Origin of the sequence: Bacillus sp. 3103sda1 (genome assembly GCF_024159135.1) — a bacterium.
Lineage (GTDB): Bacteria > Bacillota > Bacilli > Bacillales > Bacillaceae_G > Bacillus_A > Bacillus_A rhizoplanae.
In genome coordinates this window covers 1,833,962-1,851,987 of sequence record NZ_JAMYWS010000001.1, presented here as the reverse complement: position 1 = coordinate 1,851,987, position 18,026 = coordinate 1,833,962, and the positions used below count along the sequence as shown (strand labels likewise).

The following is an 18,026-nucleotide window of genomic DNA, read 5'->3' as shown; positions in this document are numbered from 1 at the left end:
TACACCATATGGACAACTTTCTACTTTTAGAACTTATACGAAGTGAAACTTTGATGAAAACTCCCGCCACTTATCTCCTTCGGATCTTAAAGTGGGGGTTTCTCGTGTATCACCTTCAAGAGATGCTTAACACGAGTGGAGTTGACACAGCTGCCTGATGGCACAACCCCTCTATTCCATCGGCAAACGCCTTTGGAACTGCTTTTTTTAAGATGTTATAGGAACCATTCACATCGGCGTTCAGTAGTTTATTCTGTTTTGTATGGTACAAGCCACGTTTGATGCGTTTTCCACTGAATACAGGAATGTCCTCTTCACCATAAGTGGGGATTTCATCATTGTCTAGAAAGGAAGCCTTGCTTGTATACGATTCTTCCACTACTTGTACAGCAATACCTTGTCGATTCGCCTTATAGGTGATCATTTCAATGAGTTGATTGTGTGGGATATGACAGAAGGATTGATTCTGTTGTTTCCCCATATCACTCTTTTGTTTCCATAATGTATTTTTTCCGATTACAATCATAGAGATCTCATGTTGAACTGCGAAATGAATAATACGATAACTGATTTTGTGAAAGAAATCTTTTATTTTGAGAAATCGTTTCTCATGAAGTCTCTCTAAACGGTTTGATGTGTGTGGTCCTTCTTTAGGTTCTTTTCCATGACGAAGAATCCCCAGTAAATGAGCCTTTTGTTTGTTGTAGTATTGATTGATACTTTTGATCACATTGCCCTTTACCAACACAGGTTTGGTCCCTATATTCGTTATGATAGTTGCAATGTTATTGATTCCTAAATCAATACTCATATAGCGATTATTGTCGACATGCTCAGCTGCTGGCTCAGATTGTTCTGTCACAATTTCCACCCTAAACTTCCCGTAAGCAGGGGAAATGCGTACTTCTTTGAGATTTTCGATATACCCAAACAATTTACCAATATTTAATTTTATGCTTGTTTTAGGAAAACGAATATATTTCTCTTGGAGTTTACACACTTGATTCGTGAATACAATTTCTTTCATAGATGATTTAATATACTTTGGAATGCGAGGTCTGCCAGTAAAAGTAGGAGGATGTTTCTGATATGCTTTCATAGAAGCGAAGAATGATTTCCAGTTTTGATAGAGCTTTTTCATGACCGCTTGATTCGTTTGCGCTGGCAAGTTCATATAATCTTGTTGTTTCATTGTTTTAAACAAGCAATCTAAGAAATGATACGAAAGGAACGATTTCTCTTTTGTCGGTAATGTGAACAGATTACACTTCATTTCTTTCTGTTCTTTAACAGGTTTTTCTTTCTGTTTTTGTACACGTTTTTGATACGCATTAAGTTGATTTTCATTCATGGTTTCAATATGTGTTTGTAATGTATCAAGAACTTCTTGTTGAAGTGGCTGTAATGGTTGATTAGTACGTAAGGCCGTATATACTTGGCGAATATAGAAGTTTGTTGTATTGTAGAGGTTTTTGGCGTTTTGACACATTTCTAGGAAGTAAGAGTATAACTTATGACCTTTCTTGATCCAAATTTGATAGGTTGCATATTCTCTTTCTTTCGTCATCATTTTCACCTCCTTCTTTCCTTTATGATACTATAAAACACCAAAAAAGAACATATATTCGCATTGGTATGAAAATATTTTTACAAATGCGACGGCAATTCATCTCCACCTTAAACTGGACTATACCCTACACGTTTTGAAGATGGAGTTTTCTTGCCAATTTTTCGATAAAAAACATGCAACCAATCAGACTTTTATTGTTTAAATAAAGAAAAAGCCAATGAAAATTCATTGACTTTAACGACCTGTTTTTCTTTTTTTCAACATTTTCAAGCCTATGTATATAATAATAAAAAGAATGCCTGCTATTGCGAAATAATGCGTATAGTCAGCAGCATATTCTTTAATATGACGCCAATTTCCACCAAGTTTTTCACCAAAATAAATAAACAACATAGACCATGGAAGAACTGCTAAAACCGTATATAATGTAAATCGTTTTAATGACATTTTAGCTAACCCTGCTGGAATCGATATCGCATGACGTACAACCGGAATAAAGCGTGCAGAGAAAATAACGCCTACACCATATCGATTAAACCAATCTTCTGCCACATCTAAATGTTTCTTATTAATCAATAAATATTTACCATATTTTTCAACAACTGGACGCCCACCATAATACCCAAGCCAATAAAGGAAAATTTGTGCTAAGGTTCCACCAATCGTTCCGGCAATGACTGCCCCAGCGAAATTAAGTTCTCCCTTTGCAACTAAAAAACCCGCATAAGATAGGACAATTTCACTTGGAATGATTTCAATCATGAGTCCTAGCGCAATCCCAGAATACCCTAGGCTTATAAAAAATTGTAGTATCTGCTCAATAAAATTCGCTATCATTCTTCATTATCTCCTTTTATAATTCACATACTTTCCTATTATTTCACAAAACTATATTTTTGCCAATACACCGTTACCAATTCATATAAAATTATACAGTAATAAAGAGAACATCCTTAAGCGTTTCTATCTCGAAAGGAGAAATAACTCGATGGAATATAAATGACTAGAAACTATCCCAAAAGACAGGAAAATAATGAACGATTTATTAACTGTATAGAAAAATTTTTCCAATACTAACCTTACTATTTTTTAATCAATTAATATTTCCTTATTAGGATTTTTCATATAAGCAAACATTTGCTGGATTTGCCATTCTGTGTTTCTTCCTATCGATAGTTCTGGCAATTCTTCTTCGCCAAAAAAGCGAACATCTTCTGTTTCAATACCAATTTGTCTTTCACCGCCTACTATTTCACAGCTAATAAATATTTTGTATACATCAATTGCAGAAGGTGATGGCTGATGTTTCTGTTTATCAAAGATAGATAGTAACCGAAAATTTTCTACTTTGTAACCTGTTTCTTCTAACACTTCTTTTTGCGCAACTTCCGTCGGTGTATAACCAACATCAGCCCACCCACCTGGAAGTGCCCATTTCCCATCACTTTTTTCTTTTACGAAAAGCATCTTTCCTTCTTGAAATACGATCGCTCGTATATCCACTTTAGGAGTTTGATAGCCCGTTTCATTTGCAAATAAATGCTCAACCACTTCCCAATCCATTTTTGTATAATGCGACATCATTTCAATTGATAATTTCCGAAGCTCTTGAAAACGTTCTATATCATATACATCTTTTGAATATGCTAATCCTGCTTGCGCAATTGCCTGTACTTGTTTTACCCATTCGATCCATTTTATTTCCATTATTTCACCTTCCTCAATTTAAGTTACATTTATTGTATAATAAAAAAAGAGATTAATCTTTCAATCTCTTTTTTGTTCACCTTCATAATTCATCTAAATGTTCTATTATAAATCCACGACGTTTTTCAACATATTGAAAAATCAAATTTGGTTCATTATCAAATACATCTATTTTCTTTTTCATGTACGGATCTTGCAAAACATATGGCCGAATTTCTCCATGCATTCCTTCTACTTTCGATTTTATATAATCTACTGTAAATTGGTTTGAGAGAATATCCTCCAAAATTTTTCGATACTGCTTCCTAAATACATCAACATCAAGTAATCTAGCACTTAATGTATTAAATCCTTGAATGCGAGAGTAATCATGACTCATCTCTCGACCTCGCACATCTCGCCCCCACGTTGCATCATAATCCCATGGAATCATTTCAAACAACTTTGTTTCTTCATTACGATAGAGTGCATAATTGTGAACAAATCCATCGTAGTTTTGTGTGAATACAACACCCGCTAACCATCGTAAATATTTGTCAACATCTACATATTTTACAATCTCTTTCTCATACGCCGCTCGTGAAATTGTATTTAACTGATAGACAAATTCATTTATATATTCTTCGCTATGTGTATCTCTACATTTGAACTCATACCCGGCTGATAATTTCGTTTTTATACAATTATCTAGTTCACTCATTAAAGAGAAATTGGCATCATCATCGACTGCATAATAAATTGAGCCGCTTGGCAAATTACGACTGCGTAAAAAGTTTTCATCTACAGATTCTAACAGTAAATAAACGCCCTCAAATCGATTATTAATCTTTACAAGAACATGTTGCGACTTTGGAGATAACGTACCAATGTCAGAAAAAAAGTCCAGTGATAACTTATTTCTGATTAAAGACGGATCATTAAATTCGGAATTCAAATGCATTTCATGTACACCTTGGAAAAATTTCGGCTTGTAAAACATCACATGATATGATTTTTTCTCAAATTTCCGAATGTGAGAACCGCGATATACGATATCAATATCATACTTTCTTTTTTTATACGTTAACTTAGCTGAAACAGGATCATCAGACCAAACGTCTTTTCTCAGCCCTACAATATTCATTGGGTGAATATAAAATTCATAAGAAGGTAACATATTCTCCCTTCCCTTCTCTTTCATCTACAATCAATGTATGCTTTTCCCTTTCCTCTTGCCACATCTGCTATATGTTTTTTATTACATTTTAATGCTTTTTCAGACAAATAAAGAAATCCCTTCATATTGTATACGAACAAGAATTAATTTTTCGGTCTATAAAGATACAAAGAGGGAATTATGAACTGTGATATTCAAAAAGCTATAGAGAAAATAAGACTTATTGGAATAGAATAGCTTTCATATCTGGATCCTTGTTCCCACAATCATAAATCTGACAATGTTCCTCCTGCACAAAGGCTAAAAAATACATTTACGTTACGAAATGTGTCTGCTATTCAAAAAACACTACCGAACAAACCATTCCTGTAAATCAAAAAATTTAACTATTAATATTAGTTTTCACTAAACAGAGCAGGCTACCTACCGCAGTCCCCCCCTTTAGGATAAAACACTATTTTCCAAAAAAAAATAAACACAATCCATCCGCTTAACATACTTTATTAATAGAAAACACATTATACAAAAACAGATGGAAATCTTGTTTCTTTCTAAGGGGGATTTTGATAGATGTATACAAAAGATGATATCCAAAAAGCAGTAGAAGAAGTGAAGAGTGCTGGAATGGAAGATTTCTTGAACCAAGAGCCTGAGTCCTACTCTAAACGTTCTCGTTCCAAACGTTCTCGCTCTTGCTGTTCTCGTTCCAAACGTTCTCGCTCTTGCTGTTCTCGTTCCAAACGTTCTCGCTCTTGCTGTTCTCGTTCTGAACGTTCTCGCTCTTGCCGTTCCCGTTCTAAACGCTCTCGCTCCTGTCGTTCTCGTTCTCGCTCTTGCCGTTCCCGTTCTAAACGCTCTCGCTCCTGTCGTTCTCGTTCTCGCTCTTGTCGTTCTCGTTCTCGTTCTCGTTCCCGTTCTCGCTCTCGTTCTCGCTCTCGTTCTCGCTCTCGCTCTCGTTCTAAACGTTCTCGTTCTAAACGTTCTCGTTCTCGTTCTAAACGTTCTCGTTCTCGTTCTCGTTCCCGTTCTCGTTCCCGTTCTCGCTCTTGCCGTTCTCGTTCTCGTTCCCGTTCTCGTTCTCGTTCCCGTTCTCGTTCTCGTTCCCGTTCTCGTTCCCGTTCTCGTTCTCGTTCTAAACGTTCTCGCTCTTGTCGTTCCCGTTCCCGTTCTCGCTCTTGCCGTTCCCGTTCCCGTTCTCGCTCTTGTCGTTCCCGTTCTCGCTCTTGCCGTTCCCGTTCCCGTTCTCGCTCTTGTCGTTCCCGTTCCCGTTCTTGTCGTTCCCGTTCCCGTTCTCGCTCTTGTCGTTCCCGTTCTCGCTCTTGCCGCTCTCGCAGCTAATATCATTTATGCTCAAAACATGTACGACTTCATTCACTACTCTAACAAATTCAAAGTGGCCTTCACTTTTTTTAAAACACAAATAGACCGCTTTAAGCGGTCTATTTATCTATTAACCTTATAGAACTATAATCTCTTTATATCTCTTCAAAATGTGCAATATCAGCAAACATGTGAATTGTATCTTTTCCTTCTTTAACTTCAATCATACTTAAACTTGCACTATGCCTAAACGGACCATCCCACGGTTTTTCGAGGGAGCGTTGTTCAAATTGTCCTATTATAAGCAATAATGTAACAGCATGAGAAACAATTAAAACATTCTCTCCCTCATGCTTTTTAAGTATGTATTCAAGCCCCTTTAACGCACGTGCTTTCGCGGCATATTTTCCATACGCTTTCCTAATTGTCTCGCTAGCATTACTCCTGTTTCGATTAAATTAGCATTCTTTTTTCTACATTCCTCTCTGTTTCCCCGTGTCGCGTAACATATAATATTATTTTCATACTCATTTTCTCCTTTACTAATTCGGTCTAGCATCCCACGGTTCTAATGTTCCCACAATCCATTCCTGTTGTTTATTTTGTATTCCTGCTATAACACCACTTGCAATTTCACCATGTGTTAGCCATCTAGAACGTTTTTTTCTACCACAAAACCTAATATAATTCGATAATAACTACATAAAGAAGAGTATCTTACTTTTTTATCAGATTTATAAGCATTGCTTCCAAGTATATGAAATAACTCCCATTTTTCCGAAAACACTTCAATCTCCTCACTAATGATTTGCATGGCATCTACAGCCGTTGAATGAATCCAAGCAACAACAAGAGTAACTGGACCATTTTTTTTCATTGTATTTTTGACTTTAGCACGCAACTCATCACTATTATGATAATCAACTGCTAAACATGTAACTTTTTCAGGAGCATTACATGAGTTTTTTACCCTCTCTAGGCGATTTACATTTCGGCTGATTACAGAAGTATGGATTCCTTTTGCAACGAACCACTTTGAAACTTCTTGTAACATTCCAGTTCCCCAACAACAAGTACATGCATACTCTCTCTCCTCCCCCAATATTCAGTAAAATAACATATGCGGTTTTGCTTCTTTGTAATATCGTAATCTCTCTTGAAGTGTCCCTGTATGAAATTCAAATTTATGACCATCTGGGTCTGTAAAATAAATAGAATGGCAATCTCGCACATCACGCTCTCGCCCTTGTAAAATATGTACCTTATTAGATTCAAGACGATGTAACAAGGCTGTAAAATCTTCTTTTTCTATCGAAAACGCAATATGTGTATACGACTGACAAATTTCGTTTCTTGGAATATCCTTTTCTTCATTTAACGCAAACCACATTCCGCATACGTCAAAATAGGCAAGTTTTCTCCCTTTTACAAGCAGCTTTCCTTCTAACACATGCTTATAGAACTGTATTGATTTCTCTAAGTTCGAAACAGAGAAGCAAAGATGGTTCATTCCTTTTATCACTGTCGTTATCTCCTCTCAATAAAAAAAGATGCGCAATATTCGCGCACCTTTATCGTACTATTCTTTTGTAATATACGTCCATTTATAGCTAAAATCTCCGCCAAATGTATGCTTAGCAGTTCCTTTTACCTTAGATTTTTCAAGGAAAGCAATGCTTTGCTGGTAAACTGGAGAAATTGCTGCATCTTCAAACAGAATTTTCTCCGCTTCAGAAAGTGCCTTCCATCTCGCTTTCTCATCTGTTAACAACTCACCTTTTGATTTTGCAACTAGTTCATCATATTTCGAATTAGAATATGCCATTTCATTGAACGCACTATCTGAAGTAAACATGTCAATAAATGTCATTGGATCTGGATAATCCGGGCTCCATGCTGATAAAGAGAAATCATATTGTAACTTCTTCTCTAAATCTAACTTTTGTTTAAACGGCTGCTGTTTAATATTAACTTTTAAACCAGGTAAGTTTTTCTCCAGCTCTGATTTAATGTATTCTCCTACTTTTTTCAAATTATCTTTATCGTAGTTTAACATTTCAACTGTAATTGTATCTTGACCTAACTCTTTTTTCGCTTCTTCCCATAGTTTTTTCGCTTTCGCTGCATTATCTTTACCATCACGGAAGTTTTTATTTGTTTCGCGGAAGTCTTTTCCATCTGGTCCTGTTGTGAATTTTTGTGGTACTAAGTAATATGCAGGTAACGAGCCATCGTTTAAGATAACATTTGCAATTCCCTTTTTATCATATGCTAAGTCAATAGCCTCACGCACTTTTTTATTCGAAAAAATCGGATTCTTCTCATTAAAACGAATAAAGTACATACGTGGGTCTAATTCTGATTTAAACTCTTTGCTGTTTCTATACTTATCAACAAATTCCGAACTTAAAATTACTCGATCCACTTCGTTGCTATCATATAAATTTACAGCTGTTGATGTTTCCTTTACAACACTTACATTAATTTCCTCTAGTTTCACAGTATCTTTATCCCAATAGTTTGGATTTTTCTTTAATTTATAACTTTGTTCATGCTTCCATTCACTCATCACAAATGGTCCATTATACAATAATTTATCTGCTTCTAATGCGTATTTGTCCCCTTGTTCTTTCACATATTTTTCATTTAACGGGAAAAATGTTGGGAATGTCGTAAGCTCTAAGAAATATGGTGTAGGTTTCTCCAATTCAACAACTAATGTCTTATCATCTTTTGCTGTGACACCAAGCTGTTCAAGCGGTAATTCTCCTTTATTAATTTTCTCGGCATTTTTCACATCAAACAAAATAAAAGCGTATTCTGATGCAGTTGCTTTATCAACAGCACGACGCCATGCAAACACAAAATCTTCTGCTTTTACAGGCTCTCCGTTTGACCATTTTGCATCGCGCAAATGAAATGTATACGTTTTCTTATCTTCGCTAATTTTTACATCTTTAGCCATACCAGGCGTTGGCTTATTGTCTTTATCTAACCGATATAACCCTTCCATTGCATTAACAAATACACGAAACGATACAGTATCAGTTGATTTCGATGTATCCATAGAAGGAATTTCTGCTGTTTCTAGTAAATTTAGCACTTGTTTATCAGCAAGCGCTTCATTACCGCTCTTTTCTGTTGTTGATGTTTTTTCTCCATTTCCACACCCAGCAACTAACACACTCGTAGAGAGTGCAATTGCTGTAATAAGTGACACTTTCTTCTTCATAGACCCTTTCCCCTCTTTCTGTATATAACGATTAAAAATAAGACCAAGTACTCTTGAATAGTATTATACATAATCTTCTGATAATTTAAAATACTATCTATAAAAAAAAGAAAAAGTGACACATGTCACTTTTATCTCATAATTAACAGGAAGGACACTCCTATTAATGCCCGCTTTACTTTGTAAAATACCTTTATCATTAGCTTATCGGCCAATTTACACAAATAATTGCATTTTAAAGATTTGTTCTATTATCTTAAAAACCCTTCGTGCTTTAGTAACCATTCTTTCCGCCAAAGTCCACCTTCATAACCTACTAATTTCCCGTTCTTCCCAATAATTCGGTGACAAGGCACAATAATAGAAATCGGATTTCTACTGTTCGCTCCGCCAATAGCACGTACAGCTTTTGGGTTTTCAATTTTCTCTGCGATATCAAGATAAGAAGCACTTTTTCCATACGAAACACTGCAAAGCGCATTCCATACTTGTTTTTGAAACGAAGTTCCCGTTGCTTGTAACGGTACAGTAAATACTGTTCGTTTATTATGAAAATATTCATCTAGCTCCATTACACATTGCTCAACAATTGGATGAAGGACATCTTCTTGTTTTTGTTCTACAAATAATACTGAAGAAATGCCGTTTTCATCCCCTTTTACTTCAATCCATCCAATTTCACTTTCATAATATGCTTGATACATAAAACACCTCCTAGTTCCTCATATATTTGCTATTGTATCATGATGTAAACCTTTCATTCTAAAACATTAAAATTATAATGATTTACTAAACGCAGACTAATCATGACATAATATAGCTTTAAGCATTTCGTTATGGAAAAAAAGAACGAGATGCTACAATACCATCAAGACGATTCATTTAACCACTCTGGCTTTATAAAGTAAAACTTCCAGCAGTAAGGCCCCCCACCTCAAGCTTCAAAGAGAAGCGAGGAAGATAGATGGGGGATCTCTTACTGCCCGCGAATAGCAGGATAAGCAAATTACGATTAAATAATTCCCATTTAGACGAAATAAAGGAGGATCATTATTGTGAACAGCCAATTATTTTCACCGTATACAATAAAAGATGTTACACTAAAGAACCGAATTGTTATGTCACCTATGTGTATGTACTCCTCTGAAAACGAAGACGGAAAAGTAACAAATTTCCATCTTATTCACTACACATCGCGTGCAGCTGGTCAAGTAGGGCTTGTTATGCTAGAAGCTACAGCAGTAACACCAGAAGGGCGCATCTCCCACAAAGATTTAGGAATTTGGAATGATGAACACATAGATGGTCTACGTCAAGTTGTCGATATGATTCATGAATATGGAGCAAAAGCAGCTATTCAAATTGCACATGCAGGTAGAAAAGCGGTTCTCAATACAGATCCTATTGCTCCATCAGCTATTCCTTTTGATTCTTCAATGAAAATTCCTGTACAAATGAGTAAAGAACAAATACAAGAAACTATCACAGCCTTTCGAAATGGAGCAGAACGTGCAAAAGAAGCTGGATTTGATATCATTGAATTACACGGAGCACACGGTTATTTAATTAATGAATTCTTATCTCCGTTAACAAACCATCGTACAGATGAATATGGTGGATCCTGTGAAAATCGCTATCGTTTTTTACGAGAAATTATTGATGAAGTGAAAAAAATATGGAATGGTCCATTATTCATTCGTATTTCCGCTCATGATTATCATCCAGAAGGTTTAACTATAAAAGACTATGTAACATTTGCGAAGTGGATGAAAGAGCAAGGCGTTGACCTTATTGATTGTAGTTCTGGAGCTGTTGTACCAGCACATATTGATGTATATCCTGGTTATCAAGTATCCTATGCAAAACATATAAAAGAACATGTCTCTATCGCTACAGGTGCTGTTGGACTTATTACAAGTGGCATGCAAGCAGAAGAAATTTTACAACAAGATTCTGCTGACTTAATCTTTATCGGCCGAGAACTATTGCGAAACCCATATTTCCCAAGAACAGCAGCGAATGAACTTGGTTTTGAATTAGCTGAGCCGTTTCAGTATAGCCGGGCTCCAGGAAAAATAAAGTGAAACTTCCCTCAGCGGGGGTTTTCTTTATCCTCCGCTGAGGGTTAGTTGAACCAATCCCTCACTAACGGGCAGTAACCCCCACCTATTTCGTTTTCTCTTAATCTTGAGGTGGGGGCTTACTGCCCAAATACTACAAAATAAAAGAGAGAGAAGACATCTTCTCTCTCTTTTATTTCATCTTAGCAATCTCCGAAGATTCATGTACATGGACCCCAGACTCTTCACGCAGCGCTGTTACATACATTCCTCTTGCCACTTGCTCTGCTGAAATCGGTCTATATTTTGTAAAAGGCCCTTTAAATAAAAACGGCATAATGCCTGAAATTTTTTCTCCCATTCTTTCCCCAAAACGAAACTCTTCTCGTTCTCCAAGTAAAAGGGATGGTCTGAAAATATGAATGCCTTCTATGACTAGCTTTTTAATATCTTCCTCCATCTGTCCTTTTACTTGTGAATAAAAGAATAGTGACTTTGGATTTGCACCCATCGAAGAAATAACAAGAAAATTTTGTACGCCTTGTTCTTCTGCTAAACGAGCAGCACGTATTGTATAATCATAATCAACTTTTTTAAAGTTTTCTTTCGTCTTTGCCTTTTTAATTGTCGTACCAAGGCAATTAAACACATCGTCTACAGCAAAAAATTCTTTATATTGTTCTAAAATTGAAAAATCGATCTGCCTTTGCTGCAGTTTTTCATGTTCCCATTCCAGCGGCTTTCGTACGAAAATCGTAACTGAATCGTAATAGTCCGAATCAATCAGTAACTGTGTCACTTCTTGTCCAACTAAGCCACTAGCTCCAAGTACTAAGGCTGTTCTTGTTTTCATACGTTTCTATACCTCTTTATCTTCTAATATCTTTCTCTATCATAAGCACAGCGTAATACAATATGCAAGCGCTTTGTTTATTCTTTTTCTCTTTTTGGCATCTCAGTAATTGTACTTGGATCTCCTAAATTCCGAATAAGTACTTTTAAAAAAAGAAGTACACATGATAACGGACACACAACAGCCAATATCAATAAAATCGCTTCGATTCCATATTCCATTCGCTCATCCCCTTTTCTGCACCCTCTATCACACTATATGAAAGAAATGGAAAGATATATGCAAAAACATAAAAAATAAACCATAGCATTGTGACAAATTTAGAACAAATTATAAATCGTAATCATTATTATTTATTGCAACATTTTCAAAGATGTATTATACTAAATCGGTAAATCAAAACGAAATTATTCCGTTTTATTAAAAAGAAAGATATTCTTTTTTTTTGGAGAAAATGAATGCTAGAAAGTAAAGAAATGAGGAGCATAAAATGAAGAAAAAATCACTCATATTTTCATTCATACTAATATTTACCCTTATATTTGCTGGATGTTCGAAACAAAATAACACAGCAAATAAAAAAGATGGCAAACTTTCCGTCTATACAACTATTTTCCCTTTAGCTGACTTTGCTAAAAAAATCGGTGGTGATTATGTAGACGTAACAGCCATTTATCCACCAGGTGCAGACTCTCATACATATGAGCCAACTCAAAAACAAACTGTACAAGTTGCCAAAGCAGATTTATTTGTATATAACGGAGCTGGATTAGAACCATTTGCTGAAAAAATGGAAAAAACATTAAAAAATGAAAATGTCAAAATTGTGAATGCATCAAATGGTATAGAACTGCGATCTTCAACTGAAGAGGAACATGAAGAAGGTCATAAAGAAGAGCATCATCATGATAAAGACCCTCATGTTTGGTTAGACCCAACACTTGCCATGAAGCAAGCTGAAACAATTAAAAATGCTCTTGTAGAACTACAACCAGAACATAAAGAAGAATTCGAGAAAAATTTTGCAGCATTGCAAAAAAAATTCACAGATTTAGATAGTCAATTTAAAGAAGTTGCTGATCATGCAAAGACAAAAGAAATTTTAGTTTCTCATGCTGCATACGGATATTGGGAACAACGCTATGGTTTCAAACAAATTCCAATTGCAGGTATTTCTGCTTCTGATGAACCGTCTCAAAAAGAACTGGCCTCTATCGCATCAACCGCAAAAGAGCATGGATTAAAATATATTTTATTTGAAACATTCTCTACACCAAAAGTAGCAGAAGTCATTCAAAAAGAAACAGGAACAAAAATCTTACGCTTAAATCATCTTGCAACAATTTCCGATGACGATGCGAAAAAAAATAAGGATTACTTTACATTGATGGAAGAAAACATTAACACTTTAAAAGAAGCAACAAACTAAATGTGTTTTCCCTTTCAGACAGCTGAAATTTTTTCAGCTGTCTTTTTCATGGGCTACAGCTTGACTTAAATGAAACAACAAGTAAAATTATCCACATTAGCTTTAAAGATATGATTCAGAAAGTGAGTTGGAACTATGAATCTTCACATTTGTGAAGTAACAGCACATAATTGGCGTTCAGTCGCTGCACTAAACGTGGCAAAGGAGCAGCAACAATTTATTGAAAGCAATGTGTTTTCTTTAGCCTAATCACTATACGAAAAAAATGGAACGTCAGTATCTTTATATGATGGCGAAACCCTTGTGGGATACGCAATGTATGGATGGTATTCCAAAAAAGATAGAAGTGTATGGTTAGACCGTTTTATGATTGATTATAACTTCCAAGGAAACGGATATGCGAAACAATTTCTCCGCTTATTAATTACGTATTTACAACAAGAATACCAATGCAAAAAAATTTATTTAAGTCTTCATCCTGATAACAACCTAGCAATGAAACTATATGAATCATTTGGCTTTCACTTAACTGGTGATATTGACGTTGAAGGTCCTGTTGTTGGTGTTGTGATGGAGTTACTTATAGACAAAGTGAAACTTCCATAAAACAATAAAAATAAACCTGCTTTTATGCAGGCTTATTTTATACATTCTTTAAAATGCTCTTGAAACCACTCTTTATTTAAATCTTTACCAATGAAAACAATCTCACTTACACGTTCTTCTCCTTCTTGCCACTCCCTGTCATATGAAGCAGCGAATAACGTGTGTACACCTTGGAAAACAATGCGGCGATTTACTCCTTCAACAGATAATATTCCTTTATAACGATATAAATACTCTCCTAATTCTTGTACAACAGCTGACATCCATTCATTTATCTTTTGTAAATCAAGAGGACGCTCTTCCTTTAACACAAATGACTTTACACCTTCTAAATGATGCTGCTCTTTATGCGGATAAATTTCTAACTTATCACGCGTTTTAAATGTTTGTATATCTAGTAACGAAGGAATATCTACTTCACAGTTTGTTGTTGGGATTAATTTTGCAGTTGGATTGATCCCTTGTAATTCAATAAGCAAATTTTCTTTTTCTGCCTTCTCTATTAAATCCAATTTATTTACTAAAACCATATCAGCAAAAGCAATCTGCTCTTTTGCTTCTAAACCTTTTTCAAAGTGTTTATGTATATGATAGCTATCTACTACAGTTATTACACCATTAATTTGGTATGCGGACTGAATAATAGGGTCTAAAAAGAATGTTTGAATAATCGGGCCCGGATTTGCAAGTCCCGTTGTTTCAATCACTAAACCTTCAAAATCCATTTTACCTTCCGCTTTTACTTCTAATAAATGCTTTAGTGCGACAAGTAAATCTTCACGCACTGTACAACATAGACAGCCATTTGTCATTTCCATAATTTCTTCTTCTACATTCATAATCAATTGATTATCAATACCAATTTGTCCAATTTCATTTACAATAACAGCAAGCTTCTTTCCATGCTCTTCAGACAAAATACGGTTTAATAAAGTTGTTTTCCCTGAACCAAGAAACCCGGTTAATATCGTTACTGGAATCACTGTTCTACATCTCCTTGTTACATATATGATTACGTATTATATCATAGGTTGTCTTCTTATTTTCTGAATACGAAACATATTAGTTGTAAGCATGTCTACACAAATATATAATAATGGTAAATAAGAAGACCTTTTCATATTGATTAGGTTCATACATATCAGCAAGGAGGACCTTCATAAATGGAACGAATTCAAATGGCTCAAAACCTAGAATTTTCTCAAATCATTCAAGGGTTTTGGCGCTTAGCAGAATGGAATATGACCGATCAAGAATTACTTTCTTTTATTGAATCTTGTATGGAGATGGGGATTACAACGTTTGACCATGCTGATATTTACGGCGACTATACATGTGAAGCTTTATTCGGGAAAGCGCTGCAATTAAAACCAAGTTTACGTGACAATATGCAAATTGTTACAAAATGCGGAATCGCTCTCACATCACCTAAATTTCCAGAACGCTACGTCGTTCACTATAATACAAGTGCTGAGCATATTATAAAAAGTGCTGAACAATCACTACAAAACCTAAATACAGATTATATCGATGTATTACTCATTCATCGCCCAGATCCATTCATGGATCCCGCAGAAGTTGCAGAAGCTTTTTCTCGCTTAAAACAAGATGGAAAAGTACGACACTTTGGTGTATCAAACTTTCTGCCTTCCCAATTCAATATGTTAAGTTCATATTTAGATTTCCCGCTTATTACAAATCAAATCGAAGTATCTGTTCTGCAGCTTGAGCATTTTGAAAAAGGTACGATTGAACAGTGTCAAGAAAACCGAATTTCTCCTATGGTTTGGTCTCCTCTTGCTGGCGGTGAAATTTTTAAAGGAAACAATGAACGTACACTTCGCTTATGCCATACATTGGAGCAAATCGCCGCTGATGTTAACATTGCTAAAATTGATTCTATTATGTATGCATGGCTACTTGCTCATCCAGCTAATATGCTACCAATTGTTGGTTCTGGTAAACTAGAACGTGTCAAAACAGCTGTTGAAGCAACAAAATTAACATTAGACCGTCAGCAATGGTTTACAATCTTTGAAAGTTCAAATGGTCATCCCGTTCCATAAGTACACAAAAAGAACATGAGATTCATTCTCATGTTCTTTTTACATTTGTAATTGATTTATTTCTGCTGCACTCCGAATTCCTGATTCAATTGCCCCTTGTATCCAGCCATGATACAACGTAGTATGATCTCCTGCAAAATATATTCTTCCTTCTGGTTTCACAATATCATTCTGTAATTCTGATTGTTGATTTGCCTGAAAGATTGCAAATCCTCCTAATGCATATGGGTCTAATGTCCAACTTTTCGATATCCCAGAAATAAATTCGTCATACACTTGATTTCCAAGTATTCTCCCTAAATTTTGCAAAGTGTAATAAATACGATCACTTTCAGATAAGCCATCCCACAACAATGCATCATACGACCATGTGTAACTTCCAAGTACCATTCCAGGACCTTTTGTACCAATACCATGACTTGGATAATATGCATAACGAATAGGCAAATCGGTAATAATACGGCCACCAAGTTGACCTTGTTCTTCCCAAAATCGACTTTTAAACTGAATCCCTATTTTCGTAGCGGCCATGTAATGTAGTTCCCGAATGGCTCTCCATTTTCCATGAGAAACAGAATCATACGGATCGATTTCAACAAATCTCATTGTTGTAAACGGAATGGTAACAATAATAACATCTCCTGTAATACTGCTGTATTCAAACGTTTTTTCATTACGGCAATATGCTGTAATTCCTTTTTCGTGCTGTTCTAGTTTCATTAATTTTTGTTGAAAGACAATATCATCTTGTAATTGCGGTAAAAAAGCTCTGGGCAATGCGTCGTTGCCCCCTTCAATCTCATAAAATCCTGTAGATTGCTGTAAAATGAAAATAAAGCGCAATGTTTCTACAAAAGACCTTTCTAAAAATCCTTCTAAATCAAGAAGTACCCCTATCATTTCTACAGCAGCTGGTGAAAAAGATACTTTATATTGGTGAGGATAATCTTTTAAAAACTCTGCTGTAGAATACCTACCAAAATCTTTCTCTACAATACTCCAATTTTTTTCTGGGTCTCTTTTAATAAAGTCAAGAATTGGTTGTATTGCTAACATCAACAACTCTTCCGATGATTTTCCTTCTTCATTCGCTGCAACTGGATAACGTAAAATACTCGGATTTTTCTCATATTGTTTCAATGTTGTCTTGCGACCATTTGCATATATAATATCCGTATCATTTCGATTAATAAATGGATTTAACTTCAATCCAAACTTCTTATTATATGCAAGTGTTAGTTCATGTGTATAAGGAATCCGCATTGCTCCAACATCTAGATATAAGCCTGTTTCCGGCATTCTAACCGTATAAATACGCCCGCCAATTCGATCATTTGCCTCTAATATTTTCACACGATGACCAGCAGCCTTCAATAATGATCCAGCCACTAACCCCGCCATACCTGCTCCAATAATAATAATATTTTTCGGTACTGTCGTTTTCGGTAAACCATTTTCAATAATAGACAACATCTCGTTGGTTGTAAGACGGGATTGCATATTTATTTGCATCATCCCACACTCCTACTTATCAGTACAAAATCATATTTCAATGCATTGTATTCATGGAAGGAATGGCCTATTCTTTGTTTTCTGAATATTCACTAAAAGTTCGAAAGGATATGCACTTATTTCTTTTATTTAACCGTATACTAAAAATGTAGATAGGAAATGTAAGGAAGGGGATGGAAATATGAAACGCTCTTACAACTATCATGAAACTAAGAAACAATTAGAAAGTCAAAAATCTCAGCTATGTAAACGATTAACAGATGTAAAATTAACAGAAAGTGAGCGCAATGAAATCAAGAGAACGATTGATAATTACGAATATATTCTTAATTTAGTTGAAATGAATCATTTTGAAAGAGGAATTTCTCACTAAAAACAGGTATAAAAATCATCCAGATCTAAAGGTTAAAAATCTAATAAATAAAGGTAAGTATATATTAGTCGGGTTTAATATATACTTACCTCTTATTTTTGTTCAACGCACACGACACCATTGATTAGGGAGAGGCTAGTAG

Annotated in this window: 17 protein-coding genes and 2 pseudogenes; 6 read left to right on the top strand and 13 right to left on the bottom strand. The window is 35.4% G+C overall.

The genetic code is table 11. From position 1 onward, the window contains the following. Window positions 1–115 precede the first annotated feature (115 nt). The 4 genes from NKR74_RS09280 to NKR74_RS09265 form a co-directional block, all read right to left on the bottom strand. Window positions 116–1,567: an RNA-guided endonuclease InsQ/TnpB family protein gene (locus NKR74_RS09280; RefSeq protein WP_253629333.1), complete on the bottom strand. Its 1,452-nt coding sequence runs from the start codon at window positions 1,565–1,567 to the stop codon at window positions 116–118. Window positions 1,568–1,804: 237 nt separating this feature from the next. After that, complete coding sequence (gene uptA, locus NKR74_RS09275; protein ID WP_253629332.1) at window positions 1,805–2,407, bottom strand: undecaprenyl phosphate transporter UptA; 603 nt, start codon at window positions 2,405–2,407, stop codon at window positions 1,805–1,807. A gap of 252 nt (window positions 2,408–2,659) precedes the next feature. Beyond that, window positions 2,660–3,277 carry an NUDIX hydrolase gene (locus tag NKR74_RS09270; protein WP_253629331.1) on the bottom strand — a complete coding sequence of 206 codons (618 nt, stop codon included), beginning with the start codon at window positions 3,275–3,277 and terminating at the stop codon, window positions 2,660–2,662. Between the two features lie 82 nt (window positions 3,278–3,359). After that, entirely contained in the window at window positions 3,360–4,433 is a 1,074-nt protein-coding gene (locus NKR74_RS09265; protein WP_253629330.1) for a CotH kinase family protein, read from the bottom strand. A gap of 570 nt (window positions 4,434–5,003) precedes the next feature. Between NKR74_RS09265 and NKR74_RS24100 the strand changes: the two genes are divergently transcribed. Then, the gene (locus NKR74_RS24100; RefSeq protein WP_375337661.1) at window positions 5,004–5,771 is read left to right on the top strand and encodes a CotG/ExsB N-terminal domain-containing protein; all 768 of its coding nucleotides are present in this window, start codon (window positions 5,004–5,006) and stop codon (window positions 5,769–5,771) included. Between the two features lie 137 nt (window positions 5,772–5,908). Here the strand turns inward: NKR74_RS24100 and NKR74_RS24095 are convergent, their stop codons facing one another. The 5 genes and pseudogenes from NKR74_RS24095 to NKR74_RS09235 form a co-directional block, all read right to left on the bottom strand. Next, a complete protein-coding gene (locus tag NKR74_RS24095) occupies window positions 5,909–6,118 on the bottom strand; it encodes a histidine phosphatase family protein (protein WP_375337695.1) in 210 nt (69 codons plus the stop codon). Between the two features lie 177 nt (window positions 6,119–6,295). Further along, a pseudogene (locus tag NKR74_RS09250) lies at window positions 6,296–6,836 on the bottom strand (short-chain dehydrogenase). A 22-nt stretch (window positions 6,837–6,858) separates the two neighbouring features. After that, the gene (gene fosB, locus NKR74_RS09245; protein ID WP_253629328.1) at window positions 6,859–7,275 is read right to left on the bottom strand and encodes a FosB/FosD family fosfomycin resistance bacillithiol transferase; all 417 of its coding nucleotides are present in this window, start codon (window positions 7,273–7,275) and stop codon (window positions 6,859–6,861) included. 57 nt (window positions 7,276–7,332) lie between these two features. Further along, a complete protein-coding gene (locus NKR74_RS09240; protein WP_253629327.1) occupies window positions 7,333–8,985 on the bottom strand; it encodes a peptide ABC transporter substrate-binding protein in 1,653 nt (550 codons plus the stop codon). 251 nt (window positions 8,986–9,236) lie between these two features. Beyond that, the gene (locus NKR74_RS09235) at window positions 9,237–9,689 is read right to left on the bottom strand and encodes a methylated-DNA--[protein]-cysteine S-methyltransferase (protein ID WP_253629326.1); all 453 of its coding nucleotides are present in this window, start codon (window positions 9,687–9,689) and stop codon (window positions 9,237–9,239) included. A gap of 351 nt (window positions 9,690–10,040) precedes the next feature. On the opposite strand from NKR74_RS09235, the gene namA reads away from it, so the two are divergent. Next, window positions 10,041–11,069 (top strand): NADPH dehydrogenase NamA, encoded by a 1,029-nt coding sequence (namA, locus tag NKR74_RS09230; protein WP_098310468.1) that lies wholly within the window; start codon window positions 10,041–10,043, stop codon window positions 11,067–11,069. Window positions 11,070–11,238: 169 nt separating this feature from the next. Here namA and NKR74_RS09225 read toward each other — a convergent pair whose 3' ends face one another. Further along, entirely contained in the window at window positions 11,239–11,898 is a 660-nt protein-coding gene (locus tag NKR74_RS09225) for an oxidoreductase (protein WP_253629325.1), read from the bottom strand. A gap of 77 nt (window positions 11,899–11,975) precedes the next feature. Further along, a complete protein-coding gene (locus NKR74_RS09220; RefSeq protein WP_253629324.1) occupies window positions 11,976–12,119 on the bottom strand; it encodes a hypothetical protein in 144 nt (47 codons plus the stop codon). Window positions 12,120–12,388: 269 nt separating this feature from the next. On the opposite strand from NKR74_RS09220, the gene NKR74_RS09215 reads away from it, so the two are divergent. After that, complete coding sequence (locus tag NKR74_RS09215; RefSeq protein ID WP_253629323.1) at window positions 12,389–13,327, top strand: metal ABC transporter substrate-binding protein; 939 nt, start codon at window positions 12,389–12,391, stop codon at window positions 13,325–13,327. A 135-nt stretch (window positions 13,328–13,462) separates the two neighbouring features. Then, window positions 13,463–13,933 (top strand): annotated as a pseudogene (locus tag NKR74_RS09210) (GNAT family N-acetyltransferase). 32 nt (window positions 13,934–13,965) lie between these two features. On the opposite strand, the gene NKR74_RS09205 reads toward NKR74_RS09210, so the two are convergent. After that, window positions 13,966–14,916, bottom strand: coding sequence for a CobW family GTP-binding protein (locus NKR74_RS09205; RefSeq protein ID WP_098310462.1), 951 nt, complete (start codon window positions 14,914–14,916; stop codon window positions 13,966–13,968). A gap of 180 nt (window positions 14,917–15,096) precedes the next feature. Here NKR74_RS09205 and NKR74_RS09200 point away from each other — a divergent pair, with 180 nt between their 5' ends. Further along, window positions 15,097–15,999, top strand: coding sequence for an aldo/keto reductase (locus NKR74_RS09200; protein WP_253629322.1), 903 nt, complete (start codon window positions 15,097–15,099; stop codon window positions 15,997–15,999). A gap of 39 nt (window positions 16,000–16,038) precedes the next feature. Here the strand turns inward: NKR74_RS09200 and NKR74_RS09195 are convergent, their stop codons facing one another. Beyond that, window positions 16,039–17,511, bottom strand: coding sequence for a flavin monoamine oxidase family protein (locus NKR74_RS09195; RefSeq protein WP_253631118.1), 1,473 nt, complete (start codon window positions 17,509–17,511; stop codon window positions 16,039–16,041). 181 nt (window positions 17,512–17,692) lie between these two features. On the opposite strand from NKR74_RS09195, the gene NKR74_RS09190 reads away from it, so the two are divergent. Next, window positions 17,693–17,884, top strand: coding sequence for a DUF3896 family protein (locus NKR74_RS09190; protein ID WP_098310459.1), 192 nt, complete (start codon window positions 17,693–17,695; stop codon window positions 17,882–17,884). Window positions 17,885–18,026 lie beyond the last annotated feature (142 nt).